At 66.6% G+C, this 20,407-nt stretch carries 20 protein-coding genes and 1 tRNA gene; 9 read left to right on the forward strand and 12 right to left on the reverse strand.

All coding sequences use genetic code 11. The features are described 5' to 3' along the window. The first annotated feature begins 369 nt into the window (after positions 1–369). A complete protein-coding gene (locus A5678_RS01350; protein ID WP_068037257.1) occupies positions 370–543 on the forward strand; it encodes a CsbD family protein in 174 nt (57 codons plus the stop codon). Positions 544–1,496: 953 nt separating this feature from the next. Then, positions 1,497–2,231, forward strand: coding sequence for a DivIVA domain-containing protein (locus A5678_RS01355; protein WP_068037260.1), 735 nt, complete (start codon positions 1,497–1,499; stop codon positions 2,229–2,231). Between the two features lie 679 nt (positions 2,232–2,910). Here the strand turns inward: A5678_RS01355 and A5678_RS01360 are convergent. The 3 genes from A5678_RS01360 to A5678_RS01370 all read right to left on the reverse strand — a co-directional run bounded on the left by A5678_RS01360 (position 2,911) and on the right by A5678_RS01370 (position 5,715). Next, positions 2,911–3,207, reverse strand: a complete 297-nt coding sequence (locus A5678_RS01360; protein WP_068037263.1) for a hypothetical protein — start codon at positions 3,205–3,207, stop codon at positions 2,911–2,913. A 388-nt stretch (positions 3,208–3,595) separates the two neighbouring features. Then, positions 3,596–4,471, reverse strand: a complete 876-nt coding sequence (locus tag A5678_RS01365) for a Rieske 2Fe-2S domain-containing protein (protein WP_156746713.1) — start codon at positions 4,469–4,471, stop codon at positions 3,596–3,598. A 344-nt stretch (positions 4,472–4,815) separates the two neighbouring features. After that, positions 4,816–5,715 carry an alpha/beta fold hydrolase gene (locus A5678_RS01370; protein WP_068037269.1) on the reverse strand — a complete coding sequence of 300 codons (900 nt, stop codon included), beginning with the start codon at positions 5,713–5,715 and terminating at the stop codon, positions 4,816–4,818. Positions 5,716–5,908: 193 nt separating this feature from the next. Here A5678_RS01370 and A5678_RS01375 point away from each other — a divergent pair, with 193 nt between their 5' ends. Both A5678_RS01375 and A5678_RS01380 read left to right on the forward strand, forming a co-directional pair. After that, positions 5,909–7,330 carry a wax ester/triacylglycerol synthase family O-acyltransferase gene (locus A5678_RS01375; protein WP_068037273.1) on the forward strand — a complete coding sequence of 474 codons (1,422 nt, stop codon included), beginning with the start codon at positions 5,909–5,911 and terminating at the stop codon, positions 7,328–7,330. A gap of 302 nt (positions 7,331–7,632) precedes the next feature. Further along, entirely contained in the window at positions 7,633–8,670 is a 1,038-nt protein-coding gene (locus A5678_RS01380) for a diacylglycerol kinase family protein (RefSeq protein WP_068037275.1), read from the forward strand. Positions 8,671–9,240: 570 nt separating this feature from the next. On the opposite strand, the gene A5678_RS01385 is transcribed toward A5678_RS01380, so the two are convergent. After that, positions 9,241–9,323 (reverse strand) — tRNA-Leu (locus A5678_RS01385). 339 nt (positions 9,324–9,662) lie between these two features. Between A5678_RS01385 and A5678_RS27720 the strand changes: the two genes are divergently transcribed. The 3 genes from A5678_RS27720 to A5678_RS01400 are packed head-to-tail and all read left to right on the forward strand — an operon-like array spanning position 9,663 to position 10,880. Further along, positions 9,663–10,145, forward strand: a complete 483-nt coding sequence (locus A5678_RS27720) for an LAGLIDADG family homing endonuclease (protein WP_231983545.1) — start codon at positions 9,663–9,665, stop codon at positions 10,143–10,145. Between the two features lie 16 nt (positions 10,146–10,161). Beyond that, positions 10,162–10,542: a hypothetical protein gene (locus tag A5678_RS01395; RefSeq protein ID WP_068037279.1), complete on the forward strand. Its 381-nt coding sequence runs from the start codon at positions 10,162–10,164 to the stop codon at positions 10,540–10,542. Continuing rightward, entirely contained in the window at positions 10,539–10,880 is a 342-nt protein-coding gene (locus tag A5678_RS01400; protein ID WP_068037282.1) for a DUF3817 domain-containing protein, read from the forward strand. Before A5678_RS01395 ends, A5678_RS01400 begins: the two co-directional genes overlap by 4 nt. Positions 10,881–11,044: 164 nt before the next feature. Here the strand turns inward: A5678_RS01400 and rdgB are convergent, their stop codons facing one another. The 8 genes from rdgB to clpS all read right to left on the reverse strand — a co-directional run bounded on the left by rdgB (position 11,045) and on the right by clpS (position 16,984). Then, on the reverse strand, positions 11,045–11,653 hold the full coding sequence (gene rdgB, locus A5678_RS01405; protein ID WP_068037285.1) for an RdgB/HAM1 family non-canonical purine NTP pyrophosphatase: 609 nt from the start codon (positions 11,651–11,653) through the stop codon (positions 11,045–11,047). After that, positions 11,650–12,429, reverse strand: coding sequence for a ribonuclease PH (gene rph, locus A5678_RS01410; protein WP_068037288.1), 780 nt, complete (start codon positions 12,427–12,429; stop codon positions 11,650–11,652). Before rph ends, rdgB begins: the two co-directional genes overlap by 4 nt. Positions 12,430–12,463: 34 nt before the next feature. Continuing rightward, the gene (locus A5678_RS01415) at positions 12,464–13,246 is read right to left on the reverse strand and encodes a cyclic nucleotide-degrading phosphodiesterase (RefSeq protein WP_068037291.1); all 783 of its coding nucleotides are present in this window, start codon (positions 13,244–13,246) and stop codon (positions 12,464–12,466) included. A gap of 236 nt (positions 13,247–13,482) precedes the next feature. Continuing rightward, the gene (gene murI / locus A5678_RS01420) at positions 13,483–14,298 is read right to left on the reverse strand and encodes a glutamate racemase (RefSeq protein WP_068037294.1); all 816 of its coding nucleotides are present in this window, start codon (positions 14,296–14,298) and stop codon (positions 13,483–13,485) included. Next, positions 14,295–14,975, reverse strand: coding sequence for a rhomboid family intramembrane serine protease (locus tag A5678_RS01425; RefSeq protein ID WP_068037297.1), 681 nt, complete (start codon positions 14,973–14,975; stop codon positions 14,295–14,297). The genes murI and A5678_RS01425 overlap by 4 nt, the downstream gene beginning before the upstream one ends. A 36-nt stretch (positions 14,976–15,011) precedes the next feature. Further along, positions 15,012–16,055 carry a P1 family peptidase gene (locus tag A5678_RS01430; RefSeq protein ID WP_068037553.1) on the reverse strand — a complete coding sequence of 348 codons (1,044 nt, stop codon included), beginning with the start codon at positions 16,053–16,055 and terminating at the stop codon, positions 15,012–15,014. Between the two features lie 17 nt (positions 16,056–16,072). Then, the gene (locus A5678_RS01435; RefSeq protein ID WP_068037300.1) at positions 16,073–16,654 is read right to left on the reverse strand and encodes a DUF2017 domain-containing protein; all 582 of its coding nucleotides are present in this window, start codon (positions 16,652–16,654) and stop codon (positions 16,073–16,075) included. A 24-nt stretch (positions 16,655–16,678) separates the two neighbouring features. Continuing rightward, a complete protein-coding gene (gene clpS, locus A5678_RS01440) occupies positions 16,679–16,984 on the reverse strand; it encodes an ATP-dependent Clp protease adapter ClpS (RefSeq protein WP_067950984.1) in 306 nt (101 codons plus the stop codon). Between the two features lie 67 nt (positions 16,985–17,051). Here clpS and A5678_RS01445 point away from each other — a divergent pair, with 67 nt between their 5' ends. Both A5678_RS01445 and A5678_RS01450 read left to right on the forward strand, forming a co-directional pair. Next, the gene (locus A5678_RS01445) at positions 17,052–18,365 is read left to right on the forward strand and encodes a nicotinate phosphoribosyltransferase (protein WP_068037303.1); all 1,314 of its coding nucleotides are present in this window, start codon (positions 17,052–17,054) and stop codon (positions 18,363–18,365) included. A gap of 34 nt (positions 18,366–18,399) precedes the next feature. After that, positions 18,400–20,406, forward strand: a complete 2,007-nt coding sequence (locus A5678_RS01450) for an ATP-dependent DNA helicase (protein WP_068037307.1) — start codon at positions 18,400–18,402, stop codon at positions 20,404–20,406. The last annotated feature ends 1 nt before the right edge of the window (position 20,407 follow it).

The following is a 20,407-nucleotide window of genomic DNA, read 5'->3' on the forward strand; positions in this document are numbered from 1 at the left end:
TGCTGCTCTTCAGCGCGTTCTTGACTCGCACAATGGATCATCCGCTCGCTTAGGCGGATAAGTCGGTTCTCATGCCCGCCGGGCATGGTGTAAGCCAACCGGCGCAACTCGACGCCAAACTCGTGAAGGCAGGATCTGTATAGCGACGCGACACTCATGGGACGGCTCCGACTCCCTCTGCCAGGTGTACGTTTCCCATCCCTATCCCTACCCACTGTGGCTCAGCCCACGCATGCTGCTCACCAAGTATGGGACTTCGCAATCGGACGCAGCGACTACGCGCGTTTGACCGATTAGCGAGCGAGGTATCCGAAGTGCTTTGAGGTTGGCCGACATTGGGCCGTTTGGGAGAAACAGGAGCTGACCATTATGAGCGGTACGGATAAGGCGAAGAACAAGGCACAAGACCTCGGCGGCAAGGCCAAGGAGGCCGTTGGCAAGGTCACCGGTGACAAGGGCACTCGGGACGAGGGCAGGGGCGATCAAGCGAAGTCCAACGTCAAAGATGCCGGTGAAAAGATTAAAGACGCCTTCAAGAAATAACAGCAGAGCACTCGGTCAAACGACCGTCTCGTAGTTTCGTTGCGGCAAGCAGACTCCAGGCCCCCCACCTCGGTGAAGGGCCCGGAGCTAGCCCCGGCAACTGATTAGGCGTCGTCCTAATGGCGGTGGCGGGTGCCCGACTTCGCCAGCCCGCGTTGCCTTGACGAGGTAAGACGCAAGCAAGACGGCGATGGTGGCGACATACAACTTCGAATCGCCTTTGAGGCGAAGCCCGCCTCGGTGGCTAGCCTGGTAGTAGCGGAGGCGAAGGGAAGTCTAGGGGCGGTCCCGACGGCTGGGGCTCGGTTGAAGGCCCAAGCATCTGAGGCAGTGGCGACTGAGGCCCCAGCAGCGCAGGCAGTGCCGACCCGGGCCCCAACATTTCATGCGCTGGCGAGCCAGGTGCAAACATCTCAGGCAGTGGCGACCCAGGCCCTAACAGCGCAGGCAGTAACGACCCAGCCTCCCAGGGCGGTGCCGATAGCCCGGGTTCCCCCGGCAATGGCGGCGGAGCTGGTGGGTCCGCCTGTGCCACGCCAACGCCACTACCGAGCGCGGCCCAGCCCAGCGCACCAGCGAGAGCGAATCCCGCCACCGAATGCCTGACACGCATGCGCAAAGTTTAGACGCAGCTCGACCGCTAGCAGTAAATCTCGGTTCAAATCGCAGCGCTCATCCAGCAGCGCGTCCGCCACGTCCATCGACGGCAGCGGGCCACCTCGCTCCCGAGCCGCACGGCGAAGAGCGGCCACCAATCGCAGCTCGGAGTCGATGGTCTCGATGTCGCGTATGCGTGGAGCATATGGTCGCGCGCCGCTTCCAACTGTCGGCAAGAGCCCCCATAAACCGGCCTCACCTGCGATAACACTGGTGCGCCAACGGCATGACTGTGAAATACTCGACCTTGGTCGGTCATGGTAACGACCAGTCACTTCCGGGAATGGGGGTTGGCAATGATCACCGAACCGGCAAAGACGTTCTCTCGCGTGTTCAGGGGCTATGACCCGGCTGCGGTCGATGCCTTCATCGAGGTGTTGCTCGCCAAGCAGAAGTTGCTGATCGACGAAGTTCAAAACCAGAGGACACGGCGAAACGAATGCGGCGATGAAGCAGCCGCGCTGCGGATTGAGGTCGCCTGCCTCAAGGATGAGGTCGCCGTTCTCTCGGACATCTCACCGTCGCCGTACGCGATGCAACATTGGATGGCGAAGATGATGCGGCGTGCGGTCGACGAGACTTCCCGGATGCAGGCCGAGGCGCGGGCCGAGGCAGAGGCGCTGATCGCGTTGGCCGAGGCCGAGGCCGAGACCGCGCGGCGAGAGCGCCGAGAGATGTTGGAGGACATGGCTGCGCAGCGAAAAGCGCTAGAAACCGAGTGTCAGGAAACCAGGAACAAGCTCGACGCCGAACTCGCCCGGATGCGTGCTGAAGCCCAGTCGGAGATCGATGAGGCATGGCAGGACGCTAAACATGAGCGTGATCAGCTCCTCACCGACGCACAGGAGCAGGCCCGGCGTGCGGTCGACGAGGCGAGTCAGCAACGGATCATGATCCTGGAGGAACTGACGGGCGTACGCCGCGATCTAGAAGGGGTTCCGGCCGCATACCAAGAACGAAAAAATCCGCCGGAGGGCAGCGTCGTGGTGCCGTTGAGACCAGAAAATCAGCAAGAGGTGAGCCCGCGGTAGCCTCGCGCTGAGGCCGGGATAAAACTGTCTTAGCCGGACCTTTGACATGTCAAAGGCTGGTTTCTACTGTTCTGACTGGCGCGAGCGAACCCGAATCGGTTGAGGCGAAGTTCCCACTCTTGGGACCGACTATTCAAACATCCCTTGGAAATGCTGCCAGGTCGCTCTGTTGATCCGCCGTACGTAGAGGAACATACGCGGACCTTTTCGACGACGATTTGGACGCCGTCGCAGTCAGGCTCCATGCGAGATACTCACCGCAAGTAACTGCAACTTGTGGCCAAGGATGTGGCCATGAGTCCCAATTGAGCGTTGCTGCAAACAACAAGGCACCGTCACGCACGTGTACACCGGTACCGCATCAGTGCGGGCGAAGGGACTCGAACCCTATTCAGCTACCTGATTAGCGCGCCTATTTAGCCTGTAGAATGCTGAAACACATCACGGTAGTTCACATGAGTTAACTGTGACCATGGCCAGATTGTGGCCACAGTGTGGCCACGGCGTCCGAGGGCACTTCGAATGACCTCCCTTAAACGCGAGGTCATGTTGCAATTAAGGCCGAAGCGCCGCCAGCAAACCGGTCTCGACAGCTGGACGACGCCCAGGCGGCACCAGTGGGGTTACTGCGAACTTGTGATTCCGGTTCATGCTTGACATTTCAGTTCCGGTTGCTGCTTTACGGTCTGGGGACGCGGTTTCGGTAGGTCCGCGACAACAGTTCCGGTAGGTGCTTTACACCCGGGTCGTTACGGCCGGTGAGCTGTGGCCTCTTCTTATTCGTGAGTGGACTCGCGCGGCGTTGCGCGGTGATCAATTCCTCGAGCCGCTGTTCCCAAGGGCCGGCCTCCGGCTGCGGCACAACAATCTCTGCCAGCACCGCGTTGCCCTCCAGTTTGAGTAGTTCCTCTTCGCTTTCGACGTGGTAATAGGCGGCCATCGGACTGACCTCAAGATGCGCAGCCTGTTGGAGCATCGTCAACCCCCTTCGCGCCGTCGCGCGCGATGAGCTCCGGTGCGCCTGCGAGGGTGCGCTCTGGGGTCAGCGTGCGCTCACGCCTCCCTGATTTCGTTCCTTGGCGGCATTGAACTCTGGCCGTCCCTACGGACTGTCCACATGCGGCCTGCGGTCGGGATCCGATTCTGCGTCATTCGGCCGATCGCGGCGTCACCCACCGTGCCGTAAAGCGTGTTTGATCATGTCGATCGGTTTTCGCGGCGTACAGCGGGCCAACGGTGGGAAGCGCGCCGGCCGCCACACCGCCGAGCTGAACTCGTCCGGGCGAGTCGAAGACGGCATCTTCGGCCAGTCGGTCGTGCAGTTCGTCGCGCTTGAATTGGACCTCGGTTGTGGATTCCCGCTGTTAGCCGCGCGTGACTCTGCGCACCTCGATCCGTTCGCCGACCTCTCGCACCTCAAAACCGGGCTGACTGACGGTGGCGGGACCCCGCAGCAGTGTGCCGTCGCGAATGTCGAAGCGTGAGCCGTGGCATGAGCAGGTGATGATATGGCCGTCGAGGTCGCCTTCGCTGAGCAGACAGCCCCGATGCCCGCAGCGGTCATGGATGGCGTAAACACTTCCGTCGTGCCGAACGAGCAGCACCGGCGTCTCAGCGGCCACCGCGGAGTGCGGCTTCCCATCTGCCAAATCGACGCCCCCCGTGACGGCCGTCCAATCGTGCGGGCCCGGGTCGAAAGCGGTTTGGTTGACCCCAACGCCGCGCACGTATGCCATGTGCCCGCCCAGATGACCACTGGCGGCGAGCATTCCTGCGCCGGCCAACGCCAACAGGGTGCCGCGCAGCCGCGACCCTCGTCGGCGAGCGGCCAGCGATGCGGAGTAGAGCAGCAGCGCCACCACGTTCGCCTGCGCATGGATCAGGCCGATTCGCCGCACACCCTCGTCGGACAGCTCGGTATCGGCCCAATCGCTGAACCCGGTGACCGCGGTGGGCGCCGCGGCGGCGATACCGACCAGGATCAACCGCTGTGCTGCTCGCGCGCCGGCGCGAGGCGCTAGCAGATCCAGCACCGATGCGGACATAAAGGAGCCGATCACCAGGTCGGTCGACGGCGGATGCACCGGATGGCCCAGCCACGTTCCGCTGATCGCTCCTTTGAATGGCTCAGGCGCAAGTAGCCCACGCACCTTCTTCGCAATGGCCTTCGCCGGAATATCGAGAATGCTGGTGCGCTCGAGGGTGTCGATCAACGGTCGAGCTGGCGTGGAGACGGGCACAGGCGGGCTCCCTCTTTCGGGCAGGATTGCCTCCTGATACCCGTTCCTCTTGGCTCTACACCGCTACTGATACCCGGTGCGGAGTTGTCAAGGGGTTAAGCGGCGGGCTAGCCGTCGCCACGGCCGCCGCGTCGTAGCCAGATCCTGTGCTGCCCGCATCGGCGCCGACGCTGGGTGACGACTCCCCATTGGCGCTGGGCAGGGCAGATTAAGCGCGGTCATGGGCGGTCTGCGAGCCGGCGGCGGTGCCGGATCAGAGCGTCGTCGGCACCGGCTCGAACCATGGTCCACGACTGGACGGGAGGTGGCGGCATGCCGAAAGCCGGTTCACGATCGCAAGGTTGTTAACTCGCCTTCTTGGAAATGATCCGGCGGTGTACCGAGTCGACGGCGTCGTGTAGTCCCGGCACGAATTTGCTGGGCTGCAACGTGCAGCCGGCGTGCCCGGCTTCGACCGTTACGATATGTGCATCCGGTATGTGGGTGGCCAGCCAGAGTTGGCGTTGTATGCCAAAAGCCCGGTCGCGCATGGTGATCAGCACCGATGTCGGTACGTCGATCTCGGCTACCCACGGTGTGGAGTCGAAGCGCATGAGTTCGGCGATTGCCTGGCTGATTGCGCCGACGCTCGTGCTACGCAGCTGGCTCAGCAGCCAGTGGCTGTCGTTGGTGATGAACTCTTCTGTTGCACCAGGAGTGGCGGGCAAGCCAGGCTGCGGGCTCACCGCTTCGATCAGCGCCCCGAAGACGCCAGTGGCGAGCCGCTCGTAGCTTGCCCGGTTGTAGGCCGCGGTCGCGGCGCACAACACCAGTCCGTCGACCCGCTGTGGGTGCCGCCGCCAAACAAGCTGCGCTACCAAGGATCCCATCGAATAGCCGACCGGAACGAACGTCTGCACGCCCAGTACATCAGCCAGCGCGGCGGCGTCATCGGCGCAGTCCTCGAGCAAGAACCGTGACGAACGGATACCTTGGCCGTGGCCGCGTTGGTCGAAGGTCACCACGCGGCCGAACTGGCGCATCATGGCTAGCGTCGGATACCAGGTCATCAGCCCGGTGCACGCCAACGAATGCAGCAGCAGGAAAGTGGGCGCGCCCAAGACCGGCCCCGAGTCGACCATGTAGGTGCGGCCGCGTCCGGGCAACTCCACCGTGCGGCCGGTGGGCACCCGGCCAACCCGGGCAATTCCTGGCACCCGGGGCGGTAGCAGCGGAAAGCCGAGCATGCGGCGACCGTCGGCCATACCGCCATTACAGCACCAAGCCCGAGCGGTGGAAGCGGTGCAACGCAGGATCACGGCGCGTCATTTCGGGCGCCACCGGAGCGCGGTGTAGCGGAGTCGTCACGGAGCGTCGGCACGGACAGGCAAGAAACCACGCCCGCTTTTCTGCGCCAATATGGGTACCCATTGTGCTTGGCGTGGGATGAGGTGGGCAGTGAAGCGACTCAACGGCTGGGATGCGTTGCTCTTGTATAGCGAGACACCCAACGTGCACCAGCACACCCTCAAAATCGCGGTGGTCGACACCGCGGCTTACCAACATCAGGCCAGCTTTGTGCGCTTCCGCGACACCGTGCGCGAACAGCTGAATCTTCTTGAACCACTTCGGTACCAGCTCGTCGACATCCCGTGGCATCTGCACCGGCCGATGTGGAATGAGCTGTCCGACGTCGACCTGAACTACCACCTGCGGCGAGTGGAGGTCCCCGCCCCCGGCGGGCGGCGCCAGCTTGACCAAGTGATCGGGTGGATTGCCAGCACGCCCCTGGACCGAAGCCGCCCGCTGTGGGAGATGTACTTTGCCGAAGGCCTAGCTGAGCGGCGTATTGCGGTGATCACGAAAATGCACCATGCGCTGGCCGACGGTGTTGCTTCGGCGAACCTGCTGGCGCGCGCCATGAAGTGGCCCGACACCGCGGCCGAGGATACCGAGGCCGCGGGCCACACTGCGCCGGCGACCACGCCGGAGCTGATCCGGGCGGCCGGCCGCGACCGCGTGCGTCTGCTCCGCCGGCTTCCCGGACTGGTCCGCCATAGTGCCCAACGTTTCTACCTGTTAGTGCGGCGGTCGTGGCAGCGTCAGCGCCATCCCGAGCTGGCGCGCCAGCTCAATCCGCCGCGCACCTTCCTCAACCACAAGTTGTCGCCGGGGCGGACCTTTGCGAGCGCCACGCTGTCGCTGCCGGAGGTCAAAGACACCACCAAGCACCTGCGTGTCACGATCAACGACTTGGTGCTGGCGATGGCCGCCGGGAGCCTCCGGGATCTGCTGTTGCGCTACGACGGTCACGCCGAGAGGCCCGTCATCGCCTCCGTGCCCACCGCGACCGACAGCTCGCCGGACCGCATCACCGGCAACGCGCTGGGCACCATGCTGGTATCGCTGCCCGTGCATATCGGCGATCCGCTCGAACGCGTCCAGCTGACCGCTGTGGGGGCGCGGCTGGCCAAAGACAACTATGAGCTGCTGGGCCCCAGCACGGTCGGACGCTGGCTGGAGTACGTGCCCGCGGCCGCGACGCTGGCCGCTTTCCGCTGGACATCCTGGCGGCAGGCACCCAACCCGCTGCTCAACGTCGTCGTCTCCAATGTGCCCGGACCGCGGCGGCGTGGTCGCATCGCCGGCGCGGAGGTCACCGAGATCTACTCGGTCGGTCCGCTGGCGGCGGGCGCGGCGCTCAACATCACGGTCTGGAGCTATGTCGACCAGCTGGGCATTTCGGTGCTCTCGGACGACCAGACGCTGCGGGACATCCGAGAGGTGACCGATGCCATGATCAACGCCTTCGCTGCCATCCGGGCCGCCGCTGGATTGCCCGCACCGCACACTACGATCGCCGGCGCCATGCCCCGCTAGTCTGTCGTGGAGACCCACGTCAGGTTCCGCTGGTCGAATTTGTCCGAGTTCCAGGCATCGGCGCCGCTGCAACGTGATCGCCGTCAGAGGCGATCTGGGCGACCAGACACTAATTCAAGCCTCCTGTGAACGAGCCGATTGGACGTTAAGGCGGCGTTTTGGTGGGTAAGCGTTCTGGGACAGCGCTTATGAGAGCTTTAATTGACGCGAAAGGACCGGCGCTTTGTTGACCGTCTGCCGGGATTGCCCCCAATTTGCCGGTGCCAATGCGTATTTGGCGGGCAGGCTGCGGTGACGCTCAGATGTATCTAGGCGTTATCGTTAATCCGCGCTCACGTAAGAATCGTGCTGCATCGCGCGGGCGCAGTGCCGATCTGCGCCGCATTGTCGGCCACTGCGGCGAGGTGCACGAAACCGCCTCACTCGCTGACCTTCGCACGACCGTCGAGCGGCTCTATCCGCGGGCCAGCCACCTGGTCAGCGACGGCGGTGATGGGGCGCTGCACTGGCTGATCAACGAAATGCGGCTCTGCGTCGCCGATCCCGAAAGTTGGCCGACATTTGTGCCCACCACCGGCGGCACGATCAACTTTGTCGCGCGCAAAGCGTCGGTGCACGGGCGAACGGATTCGATTCTGCGAACTCTCACCGCGGCGGCAGAAGGGGATCGACCGCCACCCGAAATGTCCCTCGACACTTTGGAACTCGACGGCGAAGCCGCCGACGGCGCCGCGTTTCATCGGGTCGGCTTTGCGTTGGCTGCAGGAGGTGTCGGCAACCGGTTCTTCGACCGCTATTACGAGCGCCCGAACCCGGGTCCCGCAACGGTTGCACGAGTGATTGCTCGTGGGATCGGCGACTACGCGACGTCAAAACTTCTTCCCCGCCGCGCGGACAGGTCGGACTATGCGTCCCACCTGTTCAATCCGACCCACGCCCGCGTCACGATCGATGGCGAGGAGGTCCCCACCCGCAACCATCGAGCGCTGAATGCCGGCGCGTTCGACCTCAGTCTCGGCGGTGTGTTCCGGCTCTTCCCAAAGGCGCGCGAGCCTGGTGCGCCGCATTTCCAGGCCGGTGAGATGTCACCCGCGAAGATCATTGCGCACCTGCCCGCACTGATCGTCGGCGGCACCATCCGCGGTGATCTGTTACGCGACGTCAACGGCCGGGAGATGATCATTGAGGCCGAGGATGAGCCGCTAGCGCCGATTATCGACGGCGAGCGGTTCGTCGGCATCCAGCGGCTCGTGGTCCGCGCCGGGCCGCGGATCCGCATCGCCCAGGTGGGCCGTCGACTGCGGCGCTGCGAGCCGCCACTGCGAGCTGACAAAACTTAGTGGACTGCCTTCTGCCGCACGGAGGACCGCAGAGCGATCAGCATCCGTCGCCTTTCGGGGAGCCGATATTGCCGGCATGGGCCACCGCTCGTCGGCGATCACCCTGATCGCCTCGTTTCCGGTCGAGTTTCCCGTAATGGCCCTCAAGAAACCTTCCCGGCGCAGGCGCCAGAGCGCGCCGGCCTGCATGCACGCACCGTGGCCCTACGCGGCACACCGAACACGACCTGCAGGAAACTGTGGGCGCTTGTGTCCATGTGAGCAGGCGGAATACCGTACCCAAGGTGGTCGATCCGGGACCGATCGACGATGCGGGGCCCGCGCAGGTGCAGGCGGGTAGCTATGTGCTTGGCCGTAAACCTCCCCATGAAACGGGAGTGTGCCGCAGGCAGATAACCCTGTCGAGAGGCACTCGTCGTCGCTCATCATGCGTCGCGGCTCGGCCTGGGGTTACATCGTCGGCGGAGATTGTTTGCTCTGGCGGGAGACGCATTTTGAAGTGTGCTCATATGGTGCTCACGGCCGGTAAAATTCAACCCAGAAACACCCTATGACCTGCGTGAACCTCAGTGCGGGCGGAGGGACTCGAACCCTCACGCTCTTTCGAGCACCGGCACCTAAAGCCGGCGCGTATGCCATTTCGCCACGCCCGCGGGCTTAGCGATCTTATCGCTTGTGCGCCGCCAACTTGTCGGCGATGCGGCTTAATTTGGCCTTAGCCGACGAACGGTTGCGCGTGCGATCTGGCGAGGAGTTCGAGGCGGTAAGGCGCCTCATCGCAGCTGGTGTAGACGACTGCGCGATTGCACGTCAACTCGGGAGTACCGCGGCCGACTGTCCAGGATTGGCGACGCCGACCGCAGATTCGAGCAAGGCTAGCGAGTGGCTCGGGCTGTGGCCTCGTTCATAACATGTCAGCACTTCCGGCGGCACCATACTGCTATCTCCTCGGCTTGTACCTTGGCGACGGCTGCGTCTCACGAAACCAGCGCGTGTGGCTTCTTCGCATCACGCTGGACAAGAAGTACCCACAAATCATCGAGCGCTGCCGCACGGCCATCGACACCTTGATGCTCGGTCAGCACGCAGCTATTGCCCCGCAACCGACGGGGTGTGTCGTTGTCTCGCTCTATTCGAAGCATTGGCCGTGCCTGCTGCCCCAACACGGTCCCGGCAGGAAACACTTGAGGCCAATTCGGCTGGAGCCGTGGCAAGAGGTGCTGGTCAAGCAAGCCACCGAGGAGTTCATCCGCGGCCTTATCGACAGCGATGGATGCCGTGTGGTGGCAAACGACCGCGGAGTCCGAAGCGTTCGCTACCACTTCTCGAACCGGTCCGACGACATCCGCGGCTTGTTCGCCGCGGCGCTTGACCACCTCGGTATCCCGTGGACCCGGCCGAGCAAGTACGTCATAGCCGTGTATCGAAAAGCGGCGGTGGCGCGCCTCGACGAATTCGTCGGACCCAAATCGTGAGCGGTACCGTCAAGGGGTGTCCACTACCCATCGTCGCAGGCCCGCGCTGATCGCCTTGGTGATCGTCGCGGCGTGCGGTTGCCTGGCGCTGGGCTGGTGGCAGTGGACAAGGTTCCAGTCGGTCTCGGGCACGTTCCAAAACCTCGGCTATGCGCTGCAGTGGCCGCTGTTCGCCTGGTTCTGCGTGTACGCGTACCGCAAATACGTCCGCTACGAAGAGATGCCACCGGAGCCCGGGCAAGACGCCGCCCTCACCGAGATACCCGCCGGCCTACTGCCCGAGCGCCCCAAGCCGATGCAACCGCCGTCCGATGACCCCGCGCTCGCGGAGTACAACGCCTACCTGGCCGAGCTTGCCAAACAAGACACCGAAAAACAGAACAGGACCACCGCATGACCACACCGGAGAGATCAGCGTCGGCATTCCCCGTCGAGAAGATCCGCACCGCGTTGCTCGGCTACCGGATCATGGCGTGGACGACGGGTCTGTGGCTGATCGCGCTGTGCTACGAGATCGTCTCGCATCTCGTCTTGCACCACGAGATCCGCTGGATCGAGGTGGTCCACGGTTGGGTGTACTTCATCTATGTCCTGACCGCGTTCAATCTGGCGGTCAAGGTCCGCTGGCCGATTCCCAAGACGATCGGTGTCCTCCTTGCCGGCACCATCCCGCTCCTGGGCATCATCGTCGAGCAAGTCCAGACCAGGGACGTAAAGGCCCGCTTCGGCCTGTAGACCCCCGTCCGCCACACGCGCCTCTCCACGGCGCGGCACCCGATGTGCCCGCCTCACAGCGACAACGCCCGTCGCGCACTCGTTGTCGCTCGAAGGCGGGCACTTCGTCGATCCATCTTGCCTCGCAACGAGTGTGGCCGATGTGACCGCAGCGCGCCCGACGCCTATGGCGCCCCGACCAAGTCGCGCAGCGCCGGCACCAGCAAAGCGAGGGCGCGACCGCGATGGGAGACCGCGTCCTTCTCCTCGGGGCTGAGCTCGGCCGCGGTGCGGTCGGAACCCGCTGGAATGAAGACCGGGTCATACCCGAAGCCGCCGTCGCCCCGCGGTTCCCGGGCGATGCTGCCGGGCCACTCCCCGCGGACGACGACCTCGCCGGACGGCCCGGCCACGGCGCACGCCGAGACGAACGCCGCGCCGCGGCGTTCGTCGGGCACGTCACGCAACTGCGCCAACAGCAGCGCGGTGTTGGCGGCGTCGTCGCCGTGATCACCCGACCAGCGCGCCGACAGCACGCCGGGCATGCCGTTCAAAGCGGCCACCTCCAGGCCGGAGTCGTCGGCCACCGAAGCCAGGCCCGTCGCGGCGAACGCGTCCCGCGCCTTCGCCATCGCGTTGTCCTCGAAGGTCGCGCCCGTCTCGGGCGCCTCGTCGAACGGGGGCACGTCATGCAGTGACACCAACGTCAGCCCGGACAGGCCGGCCGCGTCGAGCACCCGGCGCAATTCCGCCAGCTTCTTGCGGTTGCGGCTGGCGACCAGCAGGCGCGTCAGCTGCCGAACGCCTTCGGCGGTGCAGCGCCGTCGGGCAGCTCACCCGGATACGGAAGGGCCAGCGCCTCGCGCTGCGCCGCGAACAACTTGTCGCAGGCGGCCAGCGCCACGTCGAGCAGTTTGTCCAGCGTCGAACGCGGGAACGTCGCGCCCTCGCCCGTCCCCTGAACCTCAACGAGTGTCCCGGTATCGGTGGCGACGACGTTCATGTCGACCTCGGCCCGCGCGTCTTCCTCGTAGGGCAGGTCGACCCGCACCCTGCCGTCCACCACCCCGACGCTGACCGCCGCGATGGCACACGACAACGGTCGGGGATCGGACAACTTGCCCGCCGCCGCCAGGTAGGTCACGGCGTCGGCCAGCGCCACGAAGGCGCCGGTGATGGCCGCGGTGCGGGTGCCGCCGTCGGCCTGCAACACGTCGCAGTCGACGGCAATGGTGTTCTCCCCCAACGCCGCCAGATCGATGCAGGCACGCAGTGACCGGCCGATCAGTCGGCTGATCTCCTGGGTGCGCCCGGACAGACGCCCTTTCACTGCTTCGCGGTCGGAACGGGTGTGGGTTGCCGACGGCAGCATCGCGTATTCGGCGGTCAGCCACCCCAGACCCGACCCCTTGCGCCAGCGCGGCACCCCATCGGTGACGCTGGCGGTGCACATCACCTTGGTGTGGCCGAATTCGATGAGTACCGACCCCGCCGGGTGGTCGGTGAATCCGCGGGTGATGACTACGGGGCGAAGCTCGTCGTCAAGGCGGCCGTCTTCTCGTCTGGTCACCCGGTAACCCTAAGCCAACCCCCGCGCGGGATGCTCAGACCCTTTCAGAGCGGCGGATATCGAAAGATTCCCCGCACACCACCGCATGCACGGGGCCGTCGAACTCGGCCTTGGCCTCGCTGATCACGTCCTCCCGCGAGGTCCACGGCGGGATGTGGGTCAACAACAGCTCACGAACGCCGGCCTGCGCCGCGGCCCGGCCGGCCTCGGTGCCCGACAAATGCAGAGCGGGCGGGCGGTCCGGCGAGTGCGTCCAGGAGGCTTCGCAGAGGAAGACGTCGGCATCCCGCGCCAGCTCGACAAGCTGGTCACAGACGCCGGTGTCACCGCTGTAGACGAACGAGGCGCCGGTCGAATCGGTGATCCGCAGACCGTACGACTCCGTCGGATGGGCCACGACACGCGGCGTCACCGTGAGCGAGCCGACCGTGACCGGTTCGCCGTCAACCCAGTGCCGAACGTCGAAAATGTCTGAGCAGTCGTCGATTTCGCCGCCGTACGGTGACGAGGCCGCACCGAGCCGGGACCAAGTGTCGCCCGGGCCGTACAACAAGGCCTTACCGTCCGGGCGCGACGGGTGGTAGCGCCGCCAGACGAACAAGCCAGGCAAATCGAGGCAGTGGTCGGCGTGCAGATGGGACAAGAGCACGTGCACGGACGCGGGATCGGCGTAGCGCTGGAGCGCGCCCAGCACGCCGCCGCCGAAGTCGATGACCAACGGCGGAGTGTCCGGTGCCCGAAGCAGATATCCCGACGCGGGCGAATCCGGCCCTACCACGCTGCCCGAGCAGCCGAGCACGGTTATTCGCACGGACACTACTGTGCCATGCCCGATAGGACCGTGACGAAAACATCGCCGCATTGGTGTGATGAGAATCTCGTCTGGCGCAATGGCGATCGCGAGCGCGGCGAAGCCGGGCGAGGCGGGTCGCCACCATCGGCGCAGTGGCGATCGCGAGCGCGGCGAAGCCGGGCGAGGCGGGTCGCCACCATCGGCGCAGTGGTGATCGCGCGCGCGGCGAAGCCGGGCGAGGCGGGTCGCCACCATCGGCACTAGTCGATCCGCACGTGGTGAACGGGCTGCACACCGGTGACCGCGGGACCGAGGAACCGCGCGGCCAGTTTCGTGAATGCCTCCGGGTCACCGGTGGCTTCGAAGACCCGGGTCGCGGGCGCCGCGTCATGCGGACGCAGCAGGTCGCTCTCGGTGAGCACCCGGAGCACCTCCTTGGCGGTTTCCTCGGCGCTCGACACCAGGGTCACGTGCTCGCCCATCGCCAGCTGGATCAAACCGGACAGCAGTGGGTAGTGCGTGCACCCGAGCACCAGGGTGTCGACCTGGGCACGCTGCAGCGGCTCGAGGTACCCCTCGGCCAGCCCGAGCACCTGACGGCCACTGGTCACGCCGCGCTCCACGAAGTCGACGAAGCGCGGACAGGCCACCGCGGTGATCTCGGTGTCTCGGGCGGCGGCAAACGCGTCCTGGTAGGCGTGCGAGTTGATGGTCGCCCGGGTACCGATGACACCGATGCGACCGTTGCGGGTCGTGGCGACGGCACGACGCACCGCCGGCAGGATGACCTCGACGACCGGCACGTCGTACCGCTCGCGGGCATCCCGCAGGCAGGCCGCGGACGCGGTGTTGCACGCGATCACCAACGCCTTGACCCCGCGCCCGACAAGATCGTCCCCGATGGCCAACGCGTGCGCGCGGACCTCGGGAATGGTCAGCGGGCCATACGGCCCGTGGCCGGTGTCGCCCACATAGACGATGTCCTCGTCGGGCAATTGGTCGATGATTGCCCGCGCGACGGTCAGTCCTCCGACGCCGGAGTCGAAGATCCCGACGGGAGCCAACGGCGAGCTCATGTCTTGGTGCGCGGCGCGGCGGCGCCGGCCTTTCTCTTCGCGCGCGCTTTGCGTTCCGGCGCGGACAACCAATACGCGGCGACGACGCCGGCGATCGCACCGCACAGGTGGCCCTGCCACGACACGCCACCGCATCTGCCGAGCACCGGCATGGCACCCAACAAGACGCCGCCGTAGGCGAACAACACCACCAGCCCGATCGCGATGTCGGCGAACCTGCGCACGAAGATCCCAAACACGAGCAGGAAGGCCAGCCAGCCGAAGATCAGGCCCGAGGCCCCGATGTGATCGGTCGGCCCGCAGGAACTGCCCACGTTCCCGATGAGCCAAGTGCCGAAGCCGCCGAGGATCCACACGATCGCCGTGGCCCACACGAACCGGCTCAAACCGGCCAACGTCATCAGGAACCCCAGCACCAACAGCGGGACCGTGTTGGCCATCAGATGTTGCCAACTGGCGTGCAAGACCGGGGAAAAGACGATGCCCCACAGCCCGTCGACCTCGAGCGGTCTGATGCCGTTCTCGTCCAGGGAGTGCCGCGTCAGTTGGTCGATCAGCTCAATGAGGTAGAGCAGCGCGACAAAGGTGAGGATGGTGGCCCCGCCGACCACCCACGCGGGACGCTTTGGCTGGGTCACCGGCGCGCCCGATCGTCCCTGCGGGGTGGTCTTACCCATAGCTGCAGGTTACCGGCGCGGACGGCGGGGAGCTTCTCATCGCGCAAACGCTCCGGGCAGCACGTCGCGATAGGTCGGTATGCCCGCCACCGAATCCGCGGCGAGCACGCCCACCAGCACCGCACGCGCCAGGCAGTCGGCCGCGGCGGCGCCGACCTCCGCGGCCAGCCGCATCTCCGGCGAAAACGAGGCGGGCCCGTCGGGCGGGGGCGGCACCTCTACCGCCCCGGTGGCCAGCGCGAACACGGTGTCGCCGTCGTACGGCGTGTGCGCCGGCCGGATCGTACGGGCGAGACCGTCCTGCGCGGCCACGGCGACGCGCCGGCACGCGGCCGGGCTGAGCGCCGCGTCGGTCGCCACCACCCCGATGACCGTGTTGAGCGGGTTCTCCAGCGGGCTGGACGCGGTCGGCAACTGCGCGAAGGCGTCGATCTCCGCCGGCGGCGGTGGCCGCAGCGCGAATTCCTGAATCAGGTCCGCCATCCAGGGCAGGCCGGTGGCCCGGTCGGCGACGTCGCCGGCCGAGTTCACCGCGACCACCGCGCCGACGGACACCCCGCACGGCAGCGCCGTCGACGCCGTCCCGACACCGCCCTTGAACACCCCGGCGCGCGCCCCGACGCCGGCGCCGACGCTCCCGACCGGCGGCGCCCCCTCGCCACTCGCGGCGGCTTCACAGGCCAGGTAGCCGAACTCCGCCGTCGGGCGACGGTCCCAGCCCCCGACCGGCAGATCGAAGATCACGGCGCCGGGCACGATGGGCACCACCCCGCCATCCATCGCCACGCCGCGTTCCCGTTCTTCCAGCCAGCGCATCACACCGTCGGCGGCGGCCAAACCGTAGGCGCTGCCGCCGGCGAGCAGAACGGCGTCGACGTAGCGCACGGTATTGGCCGGGTCCAGCAGGTCGGTCTCCCGGGTACCGGGCGCGCCGCCGCGGCAGTCGACCGCCCCCACGGTCCCCGGCGGGGTCAGCACGACGGTGACACCGCAGGCCCATCCGGCCCCCATGGTCGCGTCCGGGTCGAGTCGATGATGGTGACCGACGCGAATGCCCCCGACGTCGGTGATGGCGTTCATCCGGCCGGCGACGTGGCTCATCGGGGCCCCATGAGCGTCAGGACGAGGTATTCCTGCAAGACGGTCAACCACTGGTACACGTCGAAGTGCACGGCCAACGGGTGGTCCGCGGGCAGCCGCTCCGGCCCCTCCGGGCCGACCTCGAGCATGACTCCCAGCGTCAGCCGGATGTCGTTGACCGCCGCCACCCAGGCGTTCGCGTCCTCCTCGGTCAGGTCGAACCGGCCTCCGTCATCCGGCACGGTATCCAACAACCGCTGCGCCGCAAGGCGTTTGGCGTCGATGATCTCGGGCTCGTGCAGGCTGCGCAGCGCAGCGTTGAGGCTATCGGCGGCATCGGAAGCCGACGGGTCATCGTCGTCTGGATGGAAGAAATCAGGTAGCAGCCGGCGCAAGGTCGGGTCCTTCGGCGGATTGCTGTTTCCGGCCCTTATGCCGGTGATCTCCTCGAGTTCGTCTGCGGGCGAGGATGATTCACGCTCATCGAGCAATCCGACCATGGCGGTTGCCAGGTTCTTCAGCAGGGCCGCCTCGTGTGACGCCAGGGCGGACCGGAAACGGGGACCGTCCGCGGTCTCGACGCGCTTCCACTTGCGCACAGGTGATCGCCGCGGCCTCGAGTATCAGCGGTCCTGCTGCAGCGTCGCCCACAACCCGGCGGCATGCAGCTTGGACACGTCGACTTCCATGGACTCGCGGCTGCCCGCCGACACCACCGCCCTGCCCTCGTTGTGCACCTGCAACATCAGCTTGGTGGCGTGCGGCTCGCTGTAGCCGAACAACTTCTGGAATACATACGTCACGTAGGTCATCAGGTTGACCGGGTCATCCCACACGATCGTGACCCACGGACTCGCCGTGACGTCTACCGGAGCGGACTCGCGTTGTCCTGTAGTGCCCGGCTTAGTGGGCGCTGACATAACAACCATGGCCTCCACGATACCGAGGGACCGGCGGAGTTTCCGAGCCCCCGGCGGCAGCCGATACCGTTATGGAATGAACGACCCGGTGGTAACTGGGCTGCTTACCGACAAGTACGAGTTGACGATGCTGGCCGCCGCGCTGCGGGACGGCACCGCCGATCGCCCAACGACCTTCGAATTGTTCGCGCGCCGACTCCCCGAGGGGCGCCGCTACGGCGTGGTGTGCGGGACCGGCCGGTTGCTCGAAGCGTTGCCGCAGTTCGGCTTCGACGCCGAGGCGCTGCAGTTGCTGGCCGAATTCCTCGATCCAGATGCGTTGCGGTACTTGCGCGACTTCCGCTTCCGCGGCGATATCGACGGTTACGCCGAAGGCGAGCTGTACTTCCCCGGCTCTCCCGTCTTGTCGGTAACCGGCACTTTCGCCGAATGTGTCGTGCTCGAGACGCTGGCGTTGTCGATCTTCAACCACGACACGGCGGTCGCGTCGGCAGCGGCGCGAATGGTGAGCGCTGCCCGGGACCGTCCACTGATCGAGATGGGGTCACGACGAACCCACGAACACGCCGCGATCGCCGCGGCGCGCGCCGCCTACATCGCCGGCTTCGCCGCGTCTTCCAACCTCGAGGCCCAGCGCCGATACGGCATCCCTGCGCAGGGCACCTCGGCGCACGCGTTCACCATGCTGCACGCGAGCGGCGAGCCCGCCGAAGTGACTGAACTGGCCGCGTTCCGCGCTCAGGTCGACACACTGGGCGTGGACACCACGCTGCTGGTGGACACCTACGACGTGACGACCGGCGTGGCCAACGCCGTGGCCGCCGCCGGGGAGTCGCTCGGCGCGGTCCGGATCGACTCCGGCGAGTTGGGCGTGCTGGCCCGCCAGGTCCGCGAACAACTCGACGGGTTGGGAGCCACCGGCACCCGCATCGTGGTCTCCAGCGACCTCGACGAATTCTCCATCGCCGCCCTGGGCGCCGAACCGGTGGACAGTTACGGCGTCGGCACGTCGCTCGTTACCGGCTCGGGCGCGCCGACGGCGAACATGGTCTACAAACTTGTTGAGGTCGACGGAATGCCGGTGCAGAAGCGCAGCAGCCACAAGGAATCCCGCGGAGGCCGCAAAGAGGCGCTGCGTCTGGCACGCACCTCCGGCACCGTCACCGAGGAGCTGGTGTATCCGGCGGGCCGCCGGCCCTCGGTCACCGAACCGTTCCGGGTGTTGACCGTTCCGCTGGTCCGCGGCGGCGACGTGGTGTCCAAACCGAATGTGGCCGCGGCGCGCGAGCTGGTAGCTTCCGGGCTGCGCAGTCTGCCGTGGGAAGGGCTGAACCTCTCCCACGGCGAACCCGCGATCCCGACGACGCAGATCCCCGCCGGCCGGCGGTAGCACCGCAGAGCAAAAGAGGCTTCCCACGTCCGAAGTGTCCGTACCCGAGTTGCTGGGCATCGCCGTGGCCGCGCTCGGCGGCAGTGAGCGCAGCGGCCAACTCGAGATGGCCAACGCCGTCGCGCGGGCGTTCGCAACCGGCGAGCATCTGGTGGTGCAGGCCGGTACCGGCACCGGAAAGTCGCTGGCGTACCTCGTGCCCGCGATCGTCCGCGCCATCGATGACGACTCGCCCGTCGTCGTGTCCACGGCCACCATCGCGCTGCAGCGGCAGCTCGTCGATCGGGATCTGCCCGGGCTGATCGATTCGATCGCCGACGCCCTTCCGCGCCGCCCGCAGTTCGCGCTACTCAAGGGCCGTCGAAACTATCTGTGCCTGAACAAGATCCACAATGGCGGTGCCGAGGCCGAGGAAGACGCCGGCGACAGGCCGCAGGAGGAGCTCTTCGATCCGATGGCGTCCACCGCCCTAGGCCGCGACGTCCAACGGCTCACCACGTGGGCGTCGACGACAGAGTCCGGGGACCGCGACGACCTGAAACCCGGTGTGCCGGATCGATCCTGGTCTCAGGTCAGCGTCTCGGCCCGGGAATGCGTGGGCGTGGCCCGCTGCCCGTTTGGCTCCGAATGCTTCTCCGAACGGGCGCGAAGCCGGGCCGGCGGCGCCGACATCGTGGTCACCAACCACGCGCTGCTCGCCATCGACGCCGTCGCCGACTCGGCGGTGCTGCCCGAGCACGCGCTGCTGGTGGTGGACGAGGCCCACGAGTTGGTCGACCGCGTGACGTCGGTGGCCACCGCGGAGCTGACACCGGCCGCCCTGGGCGTCGCGGCGCGGCGGATCGTCCGATTGGTGAATCCCGAACTGACCCAGCGGCTGGAGGCGGCGACGGCCAACTTCGCCGCGGCGATCCATGACGGCACACCGGGCCGTATCGACCGCCTCGACGAGGAACTGGCGACGTACGTGACCGCCCTGCGCGACGCGGCCGGGGCGGCACGCTCGGCGATCGACACCACGAGCGACGCAAAAGCCGCCGCGGCACGCGCCGAAGCGATAGCGGCGCTGAGCGAGATATCCGATACCGCCTCGCGGGTGCTGTCGTCGTTCACCCCGGCCATGCCCGATCGCACCGAGGTGGTGTGGCTGGATCACGAGGACAACAGGGGCTCGATGCGCCCGGTGTTGCGGGTGGCGCCGCTGTCGGTCGCGGGCCTGCTGCGCGACCGGGTGTTCTCCCGCTCGACCACGGTGTTGACGTCGGCGACCCTGACCGTCGGCGGTTCCTTCGACGCGATGGCCGCGGCGTGGGGTCTGACCGCGGCCGACACCGGGCAAGGCGCCAAGGAGGCATCCTGGCGCGGCCTCGACGTCGGTTCGCCGTTTGAGCACGCCAAAGCCGGGATCCTCTATGTCGCCGCCCACCTGCCACCTCCCGGCCGGGACGGCACCGGGTCGGCCGAGCAGCTGACCGAGATCGCCGAGCTCATCACCGCGGCCGGCGGGCGGACGCTGGGATTGTTCTCGTCGATGCGCGCCGCGCGGGCCGCCGCGGAAGCCATGCGACAACGCCTGTCGACGCCGGTGCTGTGTCAGGGCGACGACAGCACTTCCGCGCTGGTGGAGCAGTTCAGTGCCGACCCGCAGACGTCGCTGTTCGGCACCCTGTCGCTGTGGCAGGGCGTTGATGTGCCGGGGCCGTCATTGTCGCTGGTGCTCATCGATCGCATCCCGTTCCCGAGGCCGGACGACCCGCTGCTGGGCGCGCGACAACGCGCGGTGGCGGCGCGCGGCGGCAATGGCTTCATGGCCGTCGCCGCCAGCCACGCCGCGTTGCTGCTGGCGCAGGGCTCTGGTCGGCTGTTGCGCCGCAGCACCGATCGCGGCGTGGTCGCGCTGCTGGACTCGCGGATGGTCACCGCCGGCTACGGCGGTTACCTGCGTGCCTCGCTGCCGCCGTTCTGGCAGACGACCAATCCGGCGCAGGTCCGCGCCGCGTTGGAGCGGCTGCGCACCGCGTCGGAGGGCCTGCCCGCGTGAG

It is taken from the genome of Mycobacterium sp. E2733, assembly GCF_001667585.1.
Lineage (GTDB): Bacteria > Actinomycetota > Actinomycetes > Mycobacteriales > Mycobacteriaceae > Mycobacterium.